General features: G+C 56.9%; 13 protein-coding genes. 2 read left to right on the plus strand and 11 right to left on the minus strand.

All coding sequences use genetic code 11. The features are described 5' to 3' along the window. The first annotated feature begins 150 nt into the window (after positions 1–150). The gene (locus BQ5453_RS01885; protein WP_071121910.1) at positions 151–1,380 is read left to right on the plus strand and encodes a site-specific integrase; all 1,230 of its coding nucleotides are present in this window, start codon (positions 151–153) and stop codon (positions 1,378–1,380) included. 489 nt (positions 1,381–1,869) lie between these two features. On the opposite strand, the gene BQ5453_RS01890 is transcribed toward BQ5453_RS01885, so the two are convergent. From BQ5453_RS01890 to BQ5453_RS14660, 7 genes are all read right to left on the minus strand, one after another. Beyond that, positions 1,870–2,145: a DUF5053 domain-containing protein gene (locus BQ5453_RS01890; RefSeq protein ID WP_071121911.1), complete on the minus strand. Its 276-nt coding sequence runs from the start codon at positions 2,143–2,145 to the stop codon at positions 1,870–1,872. 65 nt (positions 2,146–2,210) lie between these two features. Then, on the minus strand, positions 2,211–2,348 hold the full coding sequence (locus BQ5453_RS14280; RefSeq protein ID WP_154668729.1) for a hypothetical protein: 138 nt from the start codon (positions 2,346–2,348) through the stop codon (positions 2,211–2,213). A 76-nt stretch (positions 2,349–2,424) separates the two neighbouring features. Next, complete coding sequence (locus BQ5453_RS14285; RefSeq protein WP_071121912.1) at positions 2,425–2,892, minus strand: hypothetical protein; 468 nt, start codon at positions 2,890–2,892, stop codon at positions 2,425–2,427. After that, positions 2,889–3,305, minus strand: coding sequence for a hypothetical protein (locus BQ5453_RS01900; protein ID WP_071121913.1), 417 nt, complete (start codon positions 3,303–3,305; stop codon positions 2,889–2,891). The genes BQ5453_RS14285 and BQ5453_RS01900 overlap by 4 nt, the downstream gene beginning before the upstream one ends. Before the next feature lie 9 nt (positions 3,306–3,314). After that, entirely contained in the window at positions 3,315–5,603 is a 2,289-nt protein-coding gene (locus tag BQ5453_RS01905) for a hypothetical protein (protein ID WP_071121914.1), read from the minus strand. Positions 5,604–5,797: 194 nt separating this feature from the next. After that, on the minus strand, positions 5,798–8,200 hold the full coding sequence (locus BQ5453_RS01910; protein WP_071121915.1) for a hypothetical protein: 2,403 nt from the start codon (positions 8,198–8,200) through the stop codon (positions 5,798–5,800). 198 nt (positions 8,201–8,398) lie between these two features. After that, a complete protein-coding gene (locus BQ5453_RS14660) occupies positions 8,399–12,022 on the minus strand; it encodes a phage tail tape measure protein (RefSeq protein WP_071121916.1) in 3,624 nt (1,207 codons plus the stop codon). A 66-nt stretch (positions 12,023–12,088) separates the two neighbouring features. On the opposite strand from BQ5453_RS14660, the gene BQ5453_RS01920 reads away from it, so the two are divergent. Further along, positions 12,089–12,400, plus strand: a complete 312-nt coding sequence (locus BQ5453_RS01920; RefSeq protein WP_071121917.1) for a hypothetical protein — start codon at positions 12,089–12,091, stop codon at positions 12,398–12,400. On the opposite strand, the gene BQ5453_RS01925 is transcribed toward BQ5453_RS01920, so the two are convergent. The 4 genes from BQ5453_RS01925 to BQ5453_RS01940 all read right to left on the minus strand — a co-directional run bounded on the left by BQ5453_RS01925 (position 12,397) and on the right by BQ5453_RS01940 (position 14,264). Beyond that, the gene (locus tag BQ5453_RS01925; protein ID WP_161942390.1) at positions 12,397–12,801 is read right to left on the minus strand and encodes a hypothetical protein; all 405 of its coding nucleotides are present in this window, start codon (positions 12,799–12,801) and stop codon (positions 12,397–12,399) included. The genes BQ5453_RS01920 and BQ5453_RS01925 overlap by 4 nt on opposite strands. Further along, on the minus strand, positions 12,717–13,073 hold the full coding sequence (locus tag BQ5453_RS01930) for a hypothetical protein (protein WP_071121919.1): 357 nt from the start codon (positions 13,071–13,073) through the stop codon (positions 12,717–12,719). Before BQ5453_RS01930 ends, BQ5453_RS01925 begins: the two co-directional genes overlap by 85 nt. 9 nt (positions 13,074–13,082) lie before the next feature. Beyond that, positions 13,083–13,559, minus strand: a complete 477-nt coding sequence (locus tag BQ5453_RS01935) for a phage tail tube protein (RefSeq protein WP_071121920.1) — start codon at positions 13,557–13,559, stop codon at positions 13,083–13,085. 144 nt (positions 13,560–13,703) lie between these two features. Further along, a complete protein-coding gene (locus tag BQ5453_RS01940) occupies positions 13,704–14,264 on the minus strand; it encodes a hypothetical protein (protein WP_071121921.1) in 561 nt (186 codons plus the stop codon). Between the last annotated feature and the right edge of the window lie 7 nt (positions 14,265–14,271).

Below are 14,271 nucleotides of genomic sequence, written 5' to 3' on the forward strand. Positions count from 1 at the left end.
AGAATTAACGTTATGTTTAATAATACACGCATAACGTCACAGCAAAGCCCCTTTAGCCACACCGCTAAAGGGGCTTTGCCATTACTACCCCACCCCACCAGCCAAGCATATTGAACAACAAAAAAGAAACGTATTAAACAAGTAGACACAATGAAATACAGCATACTTTTCATGCCCGACAACCGCGCACACCTGCGCATGGTAGTACGTTACATGGGCAAAAGACTCTTCTGCAACGTTGGCTACAACATAGACACCGACAAGTGGAACAAAGACACACAACGCTGCCGGCGAAACACCACACACGGCAAAGCCCTCGTCCCCGCCGCAAAAATCAACGCCGCCATACAGCACTACGAAGACACCGCTGTGCGCGTGCTTGACACACAGCCCACAACCTTCGACGACTTCAAGCAACAAATGCTCCAAGCCATTGGCAGACACCACGAACAAGATAACGAGCCACACAAAGATTTTTTCAGTCTCTACGAACAATACCTCAGCAGTGAGTCCAACCGCTGCAGCTGGAGCAAAGGCACTGTGCAAAAAACACAACGCTTAATAAAGGAATGGCAGGACTTTCGTCCAGACATGACGTTAACAGCAATCAACGAAGACACACTCGAACAATTCCGACAATACCAAACAAGCCTCAACCACCAAAACGAGACCGTACTCAAAAAGCTCTCCATGTCCAAGTGGTTCTTCCGTTGGCTCGTGTCAAAAGGGCTTCTCACCGACCTCTCATTCTCAGCCTACCGCCCACGGCTCAAAAGGTCGTCGCGCTGCGTGGTATACCTCACATGGACAGAACTCATGGCCGTATACAATCACCAATTCACCACAGAAGAGCAACACCTTGCCCGCGTGCGTGACGTATTCTGCTTTTGTTGTTTCACCTCCCTGCGCTACTCCGATGCCCGCGCCCTCAAAAAGGCCGACATTTACGGCGATGCCCTACACATCACCACACAAAAAACCAACGACCGGCTCACAATCGAACTCAACGACTACTCGCGCGCCATACTCCAGTCCTACACCGCACAACCTGGCGAGCGCGCCCTACCCGTCATCAGCAATCAGAAAATGAACGATTATCTGAAAGAGGTAGGTCGTCTGTGCGGCCTCAACGAAAAGTTGACCGATGTCACCTACACAGGAGGCATCAAAACCACCATCACCAAGCCCAAGTGGCAAATGCTCGGCACCCATTGTGGCCGTCGCACCTTCATCTGTAACGCCCTCATGATGGGCATTCCCGCGAATACGGTCATGAAATGGACTGGCCACTCCGACTATAACAGCATGAAACCCTACATCGACATAGCCGACAGCGCAAAAAAAACGGCCATGGCATTGTTCAACAGAACAAAACCATGACCTTAATACCTTTAATTTGTCGCTCTTTTTGTCGCCACAAATACGTAAAACACTGAAAATCAGTATACTTTGTGGACCAGCTAGAACTACTATTTGCACCCATAGACACGCAAGAAGTGCGTGTTTATGGGCCATCTCGTATTTTGGGATATTGTGCGACATTGCTAATAGTGGCAGGTTGTAGCGACAAATGTCGCTACTTTTGTCGCTACTTTTCGGGAAGGTGCGACAATAGAGGGGGAACCGGTGCGGGCTGAATATTATACGCTATATACTACTACCATCTGCCTATGAGGATACGCTAATTAAAAAGCCCCCACTCTCTGCCAGAAGTGGGGGCGGGTGTCAATTAAAGAAAGGAGTGTATTGGTTGGCAGATTTGTTTTAATTCGATGCGTCTTAATTTGGCGCTGTTTTAATTCGATGCTTTTCCTATTCGGTGCTGTCTTAATTCGGCGCTGTTTTAATTCGGTGCTAATTCGATGTGTTTTAATTCGGCGCTTTTTCTATTCGTTCGGCTGCTCGGAGCAGGGTGGCGGCCATGTCGCGCAAGGCGAGGGCAAAGGTGTCGGCCTCTGCGGGCTTGAATGTTGCGGGCTTGCCGTTAACGATGTTGCCATGGAGGCGTTGGGTCAGCCATTGGGAGGTGCGGCCGAAGTATTTGCGCGCGACTTCGCTGAAGTTGATGAAGCCGCATATTTCGAGGCCTGCAAGCCATGTGGCATCGGCCTTTGACTCGGGGGTCATTATTTGTTCTTTTTCCATTGTTTGTTTTGTTTTGGCAAGAGGCTTGAAACAAGAGCCCCGCCCGCTTGTGGCGGGGCTTTTGTTTAGTCGTCCAATGCGCGTTCAAGTTGTTCGCTCAGCGTGTCTATTTCATCTTTGATGTAGTACTTGTCTGTTTCATCTTTCAGAATTTGAAGCAGTGAGTAAACTTTGCGCATTAGCCGTTTTTCGTCTTTTGTCATTCGTTGTACACCTCCTTTCTTTAATTGACAATGCAAAGATAATAACATTATTGTAATTATGCAAGCGTTTCGTGTGTTATTTGCTCTTTCTTTTCCATATTATGGCGGTGATGATGAGGAGGGTGATGATGAGCGGGGCGATGGTGTGGAGGAGTGTGTGGCGCAGGGGGGTGTGGGTGGTGGTGTTATTGGTGGTGGCGGTTGTTGTGGTGGTGGCGGCGGTTGTGGTGTCGCGGGTGTGGGTGGTGCGGGTGATGGTGTCGTGCAGGAGGCGGGTGCGTGTGATGGTGCGGTAGCGGGTGTGGGTGATGATGGTGGTGTCGTGGAGGAAGCGGGTGGTGGTGGCTGTGCTGTCGTGTATGATGAGGGTGTCGCGTGTGTGGTGTGTTTGGCGTAGGGTGTCGCGGGCTATGTGGGTGGTGGCGTGTTTGTTGTTGGTGGTGGCTGTGGTGGTGCGGGTGGTGTGGTGGGCGCATGAGGTGGTGAGGAGGAGGAGTGTGAATAGTGTGATGATGGTGGTGTGGGTCATTGTTGTGTAGGTCATTGTTGTGTGGGTTGTGTGGTTGTTGTTGGGTTGTTGGGTTGGCTGGGTTGGTTGGGTGTGTATGGTGGCTGTCGGCGTGTGCAGGTGGTGTGGGTGCATTTGAGTGGTTCGGTGTATTGGAGGCGTGCGGTGAGGGTGGCGAGTCGTGTTTTGAGTTGGTTGAGTTCGTCGCGCTGTTGTGAGAGTTGTGTGTAGAGTGTGTCTATTTTGGTGTTGAGCAGGGTTTCGTGTTGTGCTTTTTCGTTGTAGAGTTTTTGCCATTCGTCGGCGTATTGTGTGATGTTTTCGGTTTCGGCGCGTGTGGCGTCGGCGGCTGCGGCGCGACGTTTACTGTCATAAAAGAGGAATATGCCGAGGAGTGGTACGGCTACTGAGGTGACGAGTGATGAGATGAGCTGCAGGGTTTCTTCCATGGTGTGGGGTTATTGTGTTATGGGGTGGGCGAGATTGGTGTTGTGTCGCAATGTTAGCAGTGGGTTGCCTGTGGTGGGGATTAGTGTGAATACGGGTTTGGTGGGTGTGTCGGCTGAGGCTTGGCCTGTGGTGGTGTGCCAGTAGAATCGGGAGTCGGCTGGGTTGAGTGTGCCTGTGGCTATGAGTGTGGCTCCGTCGGTTAGTTTGATTTCTGTGTATTTGGTTGTGATGGTTTGGTCGTTGGCCAGTGCGCTGGGGACTTTGGTGTAGGGGTTGGTTATTGTGAGTGTTTGCCCGCTTTTGTTGATGATGTAGAGTGTGAAGCCTATGTACTGGAGCATGTAGGCGTAGGCGTTGTCGGTGTTGTTGTGTGGGAGGTAGATGTTGGGTGTGGTGCCTGGGTCGGTGAGGGATAATAGTGGTGTGTAGGTGATGATGTTGATGGGCTGGAGGCGGTAGGTGTTGGGTGTGTAGTGGTTGTCGTGGTCTGGGCTGGGTATTTTGTCGAGTGCTGTGTCCCAGGTGTTTTGGTCGGTTATTTGTGTGATGCCTTTGAGTGTGGTGCCGATGTGGAGGCCTGTGTATTGGCCAGCTGTGGCTACGATATTGCCGTTGAAGAGGTATTGGCCGGCTGTGGGGTCGATGAGTACGCGTGCCTGGTCGTTGGCTACTGCCCACAGGCCTGTGGCGGTGTTGGGTGTGGTGGTGTTGGAGCCGTCGGGTGTGGTGGCGGGTGTGGTGCCGAGCCCGAGGTCGAGTGGTGTGGCTGAGATGATGATGCCTGTGAATTGTCCTTCGGCGTTTTTGGTGCCGAATGCTGCTGCGGGTGCTGCTACGTAGTTGGCTCCGAGTGTGGTGGTTTGCGCTTGCCATGTGCGGAGCCATGTGGGCAGTGTGGTGGAGGGTGTGCCTTGGCCCCAGTTGATGGTGACTTTGCTTGAGAGTGTGAGTTGCCCTTGTTGGTTGTAGGTGATGGCTCCCTGTCCGAGCTGGAATGTGCCGTCGGGGTTGAGTGAGTAGTGTTCGGTGCCTTGTTGGTCGGTTGAGAGTATGCGTCCGTTGCGTGACCAGAGGCCGAAGCCTTTGCCGCCTGGCAGGCGGCCGAGTGATGCTGTGAGGCAGTTGGTGAATGTGCGTGAGTTGATGCCTTGCAGTATGTCGATGGCTGGTTGTCCCTGGCCGTTGGCGTGGAGGTAGATGGCTGCCTGGCGTGTGGTGTCGGTGGTGTTGCCGTATTGCACGAGGTTGTCGCCTGGTGCGGGTTGTACTTGTGTGGTGTGTCCTTGTGTGGTGGTGGGTGTTGTGATGAGTGTGGTGCCGTCGGCCAGGGTGATGGGTGTGCCTTGGTGGTCGGTGATGGTGGTTGGGGTGAGTGTGGTGTCGGCGGGGTTGCTGGTGTTTTCTTGTGCTATGGGGTCGAGGAAGTCGGTGTAGAGTAGTTTGATGGTGTCGCCTTGTGCGTAGACTACGCGTGCCCAGTAGCCTATGATGCCTCGCTGGTTGTCCCACCGCTGGCAGCGTACGAGGTCGTTTACCATGAAGCCTCCGTAGCCGTGTTGTGGGTCGCCTTCGAGTGTGATGTGGTATGATTGGTTGCCGCGTGTGACGGCTTTGATTTTGCCGCAGGCTTGTGTGATGCCGAGTGCGCCGCCTATGGCTCGTATTTGTTCGATGATGAGCTCGTGTGCGGTGAGTGTGCCTCGCAGGCGCAGGTTGTCGGCCACGATGGTGGTTTGACCTTTGGGCGTGTCGGGCAGGAGTGCCCAGCCTTGGCCGTTGAAGTCGGTGTTGCCGTTGTAGGTGTCTGATTGTGCTGTGCCTGTGGTGGTGGTTCCGCTGGCAAAGGTGATGTGTGCTTGTGCGGTGTCGGTGTGCTGGCGGCTTAGGTAGCGTTGGTCGGCTGTGGTCCAGTTGTCGAGGTTGTGTGCGGTGTCGGCTGTTGTGGCGTGTGTGGCTTCGTCGGCGTGTGTGGCGTGTGTGGCTTCGTCGGCGTGTGTGGCGTGTGCGGCCTCAGCGGCGCGGGTGGCGGTGTCGGCGTGTCCGGCACTGGCTTTGGTGGTGATGGTTTGCCCTGTGGTGGGGTTGGTGGTGTCGAGGTATATGTAGCCGTCGGCGGGTGTGGTGTTGATTTGGTTGAGTGAGGCGAGGTTGTTGTGTGTGTGGCTGTTGGCTTGTGTGGTGCCGGTGGCGGGCAGGGTGATGGCTGCGCTGCTGCCTCCTCCGCTTGTGGTGGTGGCCTTGTGGTTGCGTGGTGTGGGTGTGGTGCGGGTGGTGGTGGTGGTGTAGCGGGTGGTCATGGGGGGGGGAAAAAAATTAAAGTTGAGGAGTTTATGAGTTGAAGAGTTAAGAGGTCGGAGATGGAAGTTGATAAGTTTAAGAGTTGATGAGTTTATGAGGTTGCCTCTGCTTGTTCAGCTCTTGAAAGCGACCTCTTAACTCTTAAACTTATAAACTCATCAACTTAAGACTCCGACCTCCTCAACTCATCAACTTAAGATTTAAGTATGTTTGCTGTCCAGGTTTCGGGTGTGAGCTCTACCACTTTGAGTGTGGAGGTGCCTGTTATGGCGTTGAGAGTCTCGCCCATGGTGATGAAGCGCGCCGTGGCGGGTTGTGCGCGTTCGGTGAAGAGGGTGAGGGGCGCGGTGGGTGTGATGGCTTCGCCTTCGAGTATGGTGTGGCGTGTGGCGTATTGGCTGAATATGAGCCCGAGTAGGTCGTATTCGATGCGCAGGTCGTCGGGGTTGGTGGCGGTGTTGGTGCGTCGGAGGTAGATTTTTTGCCCGTCGGCGGTGCGGTATGCGCCCCGTGCGGTTTCCATGTCGCTGAGCATGGTGCCGCATGTGGTGTCGATGCTGATGTTGTCTTTGGCTTGTGGGTTGACCCATGCCTTGTATTCTGCATCGTCGGGCTTGGGGTCGTGGTTGGTGGCAGAGTTGCGGACGATGGTGAGTGTGGGGAACTTGTAGAGTATCCAGCGTTGTGCGTAGTTGATGAAATAGGAGTAACAGCCTACTGAGTGTGCGCGCAGGTTGGCGGGGTCGGGCTGGTTCATGTCGATGAGCCGGTAGGTGTTGGAGTTTGGGTAGTAGTCGGTGCGGCCGCTGTCGGGTATGTCGGCGTCGTCGTATACTGCTGCGCCTGTGAGTATTTGTAGTTCGAGGTAGCCTGGCTCGGGTGGCAGGGGTATGGGTTCGTATTCGGGGGTGTTTTGTTGCTTGAATGAGGGGTAGAGGCCTAATGAGTATTTGTTTTTTGTCCAGCCGCTGGTGGCTGGCTTGTTGCGGTCGCTGGCCCATTCGTTGCTGTAGTAGGCGAGGTAGGTGGAGGGTGTGGGGTTGAGAATGGCTTCTTTCCAGCCTGCGGCGGTGAGTGTGTAGGTGTTCTGTTCTTGTTCGTTGTAGAGGCGGAGCATGTAGGGTATGAGCACTGCGGCTTTGCGCACGTCGGCCCATTGTGTGGCTCCTTTTTCGTTCCAGATGTCGGGTGGGTCGGCGGTGTTGAAGGGGTTGTAGCGTGTGTCGATGAGCAGCTCCATGGTGAGCTGGAGTTGGAGGCCGCGCTCTTGCAGGTCGTAGAATGGCTGGTTGTAGGTGGCTGCGGGGCACCACACGCGCGGCATGGTGAAGAGTGGCTCGAGGAGTACGCCGTGCAGGCCTGCTCCGCTTTCCACGCCTGTGGGGTTGGCATACTTGCCTTCGTAGATCTTCTCTACTGTGGGGTCGGTGCAGTAGTCTTTAGGGTCGCCGTGCCCGTTGTCGGGCTTGTAGTTTACGTCGGTGGTGATGTGTGTGCGCGGCAGGGGGTTGGTGAGTGCGAGGCGTGCTATGCCTTGGCTTCCGTCGGCGTCTTTGGAGCGGTCGGAGGTGAGGGCGAAGTATTGTGCCTGCGGGTGTTTGTGGGTGATGCCTGTGGCGGCGTTGTCGGCGGCGGTGTGGTGGAAGGTGAATGTGCTGCCCCAGCCTTCGAGTCCTATGCCGTATGGGTTGAAGAGGGAGTTGTTTATTTTTTCGCTTTGTGTGAGCAGGTCGGTTTTGATGGTGGCGGTGTCGGTGGTGATGAGTTCGCCTGTGCCGTAGGGTGAGAATTTGATGGTGGCCTCCTGTGCGAGTGTGTCTACTGAGAGTGTTTGCTCGTCGGAGTCCCATGTGATGGGGGCGGTGGCTGGTGGTGCCAGGAGCATGGCGCTGGTGTCGTAGACGGCGACTTGGCCTGCGCGCTGTATGATGCGCAGCGCGAGTGGCTGCATGACGTCGTGCAGCACGTCGTGCAGGGTGGCGGGTGTGCCGTCCTCGTCGTAAAAGTTGGCTGCGTCGATGTATGCCTCGTCGAGTGTGGCTTTGGCCCAGTCAGCCAGTGTGGTGGTGCCGTCGGTGAGGGTGACGAGGCGTGTGTGCTGGAGCGTGGTGTGTATGGTGAGTGCGGTGGTGTCGAGGCCTGCGGCTTGCATGCAGTGTGTGATGTACCACTTTACGGAGTGGCGGCCGAGTGCGTTGAACTTTAGGCGGTCGAGGCAGCCGAAGTCGGTGAAGGTGAGTGTGACGGTGTAGCCGGAGGCTGCCTGGTAGGGTTCCTCGTAGGTTTCGCAGTCGAGTGTGCCTTGCCAGTAGGGTTTGCCATCGAGGCTTAGCCTCAGCATGACGTGGCCTGGCTGCACTTGGTACATGTCGATGTAGGTGCGGTCGGCGGGGCTGATGATGTTGAGTGTGGCTGTGGCTCCGGCTATGGGTTCGTACTTTTGTGTGTCGGGCCACTCTATGGTGATGGGTTCGTCGGCGTCGAAGGTGAGTGGTGCCACGGTGGCGTAGGGTGTGGGGTTGTCTTGGAGGATTTCGGCTGTCCAGATGTGGCCGCGCTGGTTGACGAGGGAGCCTTTGAAACGGGTTTGGAGCATGGGGGGAAGGGGGATTTTTAAGTTTATAAAGTTGAGGAGTTGAAAAGTTAAGAGGGCGCTTTTAAGAGTTGGACAAGCAGAGGTAACCTCATAAACTTCTCAACTCCTCAACTTTACTACATAGGGGGATAGTTTTAACGACATAGGGGGATAGTTTTTTCTATCGCCCTATGTTGTTTTTTCTTGCGCCCTATGTAGTTACGAGCGTGCGAGCAGGGTGTTGCGCTTGTCGAGTGTGAGCTTGATGTCGCGCCCGGCTATGCGTCCGGTGACGGCTATGTCGAGGCGGCGGGGCTGTGTGAGCTGGGCTATGGCTGCGGGTGTGATGCGTGTGGCGGGGGTGAGGGTGGCGGGGGTGGCTGAGGGTGGCGGGGCGATGCGGGTGTTGGCCAGCCGCCACAGGTTGAGCTGCTGGCGGCGGTTGATTATCATTTCGCCCGAGTTGACGCGTGCTGTGACGCGGTCGCCTGTGAGGCTTGTGCCCGGCACGATGCCGCCGCGCTCGAATGCGAGGCTGCTTATCATGGCTATCACTGCCACTACTGCTGCCACGCCTGCTGCTATGGCTGCTATGTTGGCGGGGAACGGGAGCGATGAGCCGCCTTTGGCCGCTCCTGCCAGGGCATTGCCAGCCTTGGCGGTGGTGTCGGTGTTGGTCACTGAGGTGTCGGTGGCGGTGGCGGCGGTGTGCGCTTCGGTGACTGAGGTGTCGGTGGTGGTGAGGGCGGTGTGTGAGCCTGTGAGCCTGTTGATGAACTCCATGACGCCCGACACGGCGTTCATGATGCTGAATGTGGTGTTGATGACGGCGCTCATCTTCTCCCATGCCGAGCCGTTGCCCTTGAGTGTGTCGGTGAGGTTCATTACAGCGTCCACCCCGCCTGAGAGGCTGCTCCAGGCGTTTTGTGCTGTGCTCTTGAAGTCTTTGATTTGTTTTTGTGCCTGGCCGGTGTCGACCTCGAGCTTGAAGGGTTTCACGCCCTCGCCGAGTTTGGCTTTTATGCTGGCGTTGAGTTCGTCTACTTGGCGCAGTGCTTCGTCTTGGCTGATGAGCCCGTTGTCGAAGTCGGCCTGTATGGTGCTCATCTTCTGTGAGGCGCCTTGGTAGTCGGTGCGGCGCTGCTCTGCTGCTTGCTGTGCGGCCTGCTGTGGGTTGACTATGGCTGTGAGGCGCAGTCGGCGGGCTGTTTCGGCGTCGATTTGGCTTTGCAGTTCGCTCACTTTGGCCTCAGCGCGCACTTTGGCTGCTATGGTGGGTGCTTGTGCGCTGTCGGCCTGTGCGGCTGCGAGTTGTGCTTTTAGCTTGTCGAGTGCGTCGGTGGTGTCGGCCTTGTCGGGCTGTTCGATGCCGAGCTTTATGGCGAGGGCCTTGCGCTGTGCCTGGAGGGTGGCCTTTTCTTGCAGCTTTTGTTGTATGGCTGTGGCGTCGGTGGCGGTTTTGATGTAGTTGTCGCACTTGCGTATGGCCTCGTCGTACCATTCGAGCGAGCCTTGCGGGGCTGGCTTGTCGGTGGTGGTGTGGCTGTTGTTGGTGTGGTTCTTGTTGGTGTGGTTCTTGGTAGTGGTGGGTGTGGTGGTTGTGACGCCAGTTGGTTTGCCCAGGGCGAGGTCGGTGTAGAGCTGGCTTTCCTCGGCGGTGAGTGAACCGAGTGCCTCGTTTATGACTTTGATGGCGGCTTGCTCTGAGCGTGTGTATTGGTCGAGCACGGCCACTTGCTGGTTGTAGGCTGATATGAGTTGCTCGTTCTTGTCGCGCTGCGATGGCTGGCCGAGTGCGGCGCGTCCGCGGCGTGCTATGTCGGCGTTGCTCTTGTCCCACGGGGTGAGGGTGGCGTCGCTGGCGGCGTATTCGCGCGTCAGTTGTTCGGGGGGCTTCCCGCCGTTGGCCTTGGCTATGGTTTGGCGTGTGTTCTGCACTTGCTTTTGTGCCTTTGCCTTGGCTATGCGTATGTCGGCCAGCTGTGCGTAGTAGGGCTTTAGCTTGTCGCGCATGGCCTCGGCCATGGCCAGTGCGTTGAGCTTGCGTATGTACTTGTCAACCGCTTTGGCATTCTTTTCGTAGAGTGTGCCGTCCTTGGCTATTGAGGCCTGGTATGACGGTATGATGCCTTGCAGCTTTTTGATGGCTGCCTGGCGGTCGGCGTAGGAGGCTGCGTTGGAGCGTATGATGCGCGTGAGCTCTTGCACCTTTTGTATCTCAGCCTGGTAGCGTGTGGCGGCGTCGGCCTGCACGTCCTTGATGAGTTGCTTGGCGGCAGAGAGTTTTTTGGTGGCTTGTTCGTTGTCGGCCAGCGCGCCGGCATTGGTTTGGGCGGCGGTGGTTGAGTTGTCGAAATAGCCAATCACCTTTTCAATGACGAAGCCGAGTGCGGCCATGACTGCCCCTACGCCTGTGGCTACAAGCAGGCCGCGCAAGGCCACCTTGGCCACTGTGGCGGCTGCTGCTGTGCCGTAGAGTGAGGCTGATGTGATGCGTGCCGCTGCGGCCTCAGCCGTGAATGAGCCTGTGAGAATGTAGTTTTGTGTGGCGAGCCACGCCGTTTTGATGCCTGCCAGTTTTGAGCCCAGGGCCGACACGTTGAGCGCGGTGGCCAGGGTGGCGAGCCGTGCTACCAGTGCGCTGCAGCCCTGTGTGAGTGAGGCAAAGGCCGTTTTGATGGTTGAGAAGCCGTTGAAGGCGAGGCCAGCTGTGGCCACATAATTGAGCCACGGCATGACGGTGCTTGCTGCTTTGGCCACGACATCGGTAAAGTCGCCCCAGGTATTTTTGAGCATCTGCATTTGTGCCGAGCCTGTGCTGGCCATGGTGGCAAATGCGTCGTCGATGGTGCCGGCACTACCTGCCATGGCCTGGGCGTTCTGCTCAAACTTTTCGCGCAGCTGGCCTGTGAGCGGACCGAGGGCGCGCAGGCTCTCGGCCGAGCCAAAGAGTTTGCCGTATATCTCCTGGCTGAGCATGCCCGACTTGGCGGCGTACTGCTGCACGCTGCTGTCGAGCTGTGTGAGGAACTGACGGAAGCCGCCCGCGCTCTTGATGGCTGCGGCGTTGAACTCTATGCCCATTTGTGCGGCCATCTTTGAGGCTTCGCTCGATGGTTTGACCAGTGCGGTGAATATGGCCGCGAGCTGTGTGCTAACCTCGGCCGTGTTGCCCGTCACGCCTGTAAGGGTGGAGAAGGTGGCCATGAGGTCGTCCACCGACACACCCAGTGTGGCGGCGTTACCCGTCACACGTGGCAGTGCTTGTGCCAGCTGCTCGAACGAGGTTACACCGTTTTTGGCCGTCAGCTGTATTTTGTCCTGCACGGCGGCTGCGTCGTCCCACGTCAGGCCGTAGTTCTTGATGATGGTTGATGTCACCTTAACCGTCTCGCCCAGGTCGGCCACACCGCCCACACTGGCTTTGGCCGAGGCGCGCAGGTAGTCAATCCAGTTGTTTTCGGGCACACCGTTGCTCACCACCTGGTATAGGCCCTCGGCCAGCGCGTCGCGCGCTATTGGCACCTCTTTGGCCAGGTCGGCCACGCTGCCCTTCAGCTGGTCGAGCTCCTGCCCGCTCTTGCCCGCCATGGTGTTGGCCTTGGCCATGGAGGCACTGTAGGCGTTGTTCTCCTCGAACAGGCCCTGCAGGGCGGTGCGCATGGTGCTGATGGCTGTCACGGCGTTGTTGAAGCCGAGGAAAGCCTTTGAGCATTTCTCTGCCGCCGTGCGCGACTGGTCTACAGCGCGCTGCACCTCCTTGGCCGCCGCTGCCGCCGTCACAAGGTGCTCCTTGCCGTCGAGCGTGAGGTGCAGACTAAATGTTATGTCGTTTTTTCCCATCTTTTTTTTACTATATACAATTATATTTGCCTATATTTGCGGCATGTGTTTTAATAATCTGCGATTATGAGCAACTTTCCAAAACGAATAGACGCGCGGCTCGAAATCAAAATAACCGAGAGCCCCGAAACTGACCCTAAGCGCATAGCCCTTGAGCGACGCATGGAGCGGGCTGGAGCGGTGTGCGTGTTATCCATGATAGCCTCTGCAGTTGTCGTTACTATCCTTTGCAACGTGTATATCTGCGACTTTTTGATATTTTTAAGCATAGTGCTATTTATTGTGATTGTCATATCATGGTCTATTGCGTGGTCGGCGCGCCAAGCACTTGATGGCGACTGGACTATGCCATGGTGGATGGGGAACAGCGATTATTAGCCCACCCCCGCCACCAGCGCAGCAAACCGCGCCCGTGCCTCCTCCTTTGTGGGTTGAGGTGCGGGCGCGGTTTCGTTTTTACCGCGTGCCTTGGTGTCCCATGGCAGGGGCAGCAGGGTGGCGGGTGTGATGCGGCCTTTGACGTGTGGCTGCACGCTGATGGTGGCAAGCAGGCGCATGCGCTCCCACTTGTCGTGCTGCAGGGCCTCGGCATGGTCGGCCCATGCCCGGCACACTGCCTGCCACTCGTCGGGGGTGAGTGTCTGCCACTCGGCCAGGGGCATGTGCAGCACGCCTATGGCCCAGGCCATTTGCTCTACAATGCTGAAAGGCTTTTTTTTTGTGCTTCGGTGGTGGCGGCGGCATCGGCGTCGGCCTGGGCCTGCATCTGCTCCGTCCATTGGTTGATGTCGTCCACAGCCACGCGGTCGGCAAAGTCGATGAGCGTGTAGTCGTGCGGTGTGCCCGACGCGTCGAGCCACTGGAAGGCTATGCCGTCGGCCTGGCATGCCGACACGATGCAGCAGTAGAGGAAGGTGAGCATGTCGGTCATGGAGCCCGTCATGTCGGTGGCCTCGTGGCCCGTCTCTCGCTTGAAGCGCAGGAAGGCGCCCATCGTCTGGCGGCACGGGAAGGTGCGGCCCTGTATGGTGATGTGTTGTTTGCTTGTCATGTGGTTTTATTATTTAGCGGCGGCAGCTACTGCGCTTTGTTTGCCAGGGTAGGTGGTGGGTTCTCCGTCATTTTCGAGGCTCACGCTGTAGGTGGCATCGTCCTGTGCGGGGCTGTCCTCCTCAAGCGATGTGATGACGAACTTGCCCACGAGGTAGGCTTTTTGGTTGGTCTCCTTGCCGTCCTTGCGGGGGAAGGCTTTCACCTCCACGCTTGTGCCGGCGCCCCACAAGGCTGATATTTCGGTAAAGCCGCCCTCCGTTTCGGAGTAGAAGCGCAGGCCCTCGGCCGAGATGGTGATTGAGAGGCCGTTGACGCCCTTCTCCTTCCACAGCCCGGCGTTGGAGCCTTGTGTGGCGAGGGGTTTTACTGCGCGGTCTTTGGTTTCGGTGTTGAAAGTGAGCTTGTGACTCGTGCAGTGGCCGACGGGCTTGCCGCCGATTGAGAGTAAAAGGTCACTGCCGTTGATGTATCCGGTTTCTGCCATGATTGTTTAAGTTTTTAAGTTTTTAAGTTTAGAAGTTTAAGAGTTGAAGAGTTGAAGAGTTAAGAGGTCGCTTTCAAGAGCTGGACAAGCAGAGGTAACCTCTAAACTTTTCAACTCATAAACTTTTCAACTCCACCTCCTCCCCTACCCTTTTGCAGCTTTGGCCACGTTCTTCTCGAACTGCGACCATAGGCGCTGCTCTATGCCTGGCGTTTCGGCCTGTTCGGTCATGGCCAGGAACTTGTAGGGGCGCATGCGGCCTGTGCTGTGCCCCGTGCGCTGGTAGTCGCGCCAGCGGCTGGTGGCATACTTGCCTTTGCGCCAGCTTGAGGTGGAGTGCTTGCGCGGGCCCACGTTGCGCTGCTTTGTGCCCTCCTCGGCAAAGAGGAGCACGGGCTTTTTCAGTCCGCGGCGGTTGGTGTGTATGCCTTTCTTGGCACCGTGGGGCTTGACGCTCACCATGAAGCCTGCACCATAGCGGGCCGGGTATACGCGGGCATACACTCCCTTGTCCACCCCCGTGGCGGCATTGAGGCCCGAGGTGCGCACGCGGGTTTGTGCGGCCTTTTTGAGGCGGGTGGCCTCGCGGCGCATGGCTCCGGCCATGGCCTTGCGCTGCTGCTTGGGGCTGATGGCCTGGAGCATTGAGGCCATGCCTTGCTCAAGGGCCTTGACGGCCCGCTCGTTGTTGGTGTTGGTGTTCATGATGGTG

This window comes from Prevotellamassilia timonensis (assembly GCF_900106785.1).
GTDB lineage: Bacteria > Bacteroidota > Bacteroidia > Bacteroidales > Bacteroidaceae > Alloprevotella > Alloprevotella timonensis.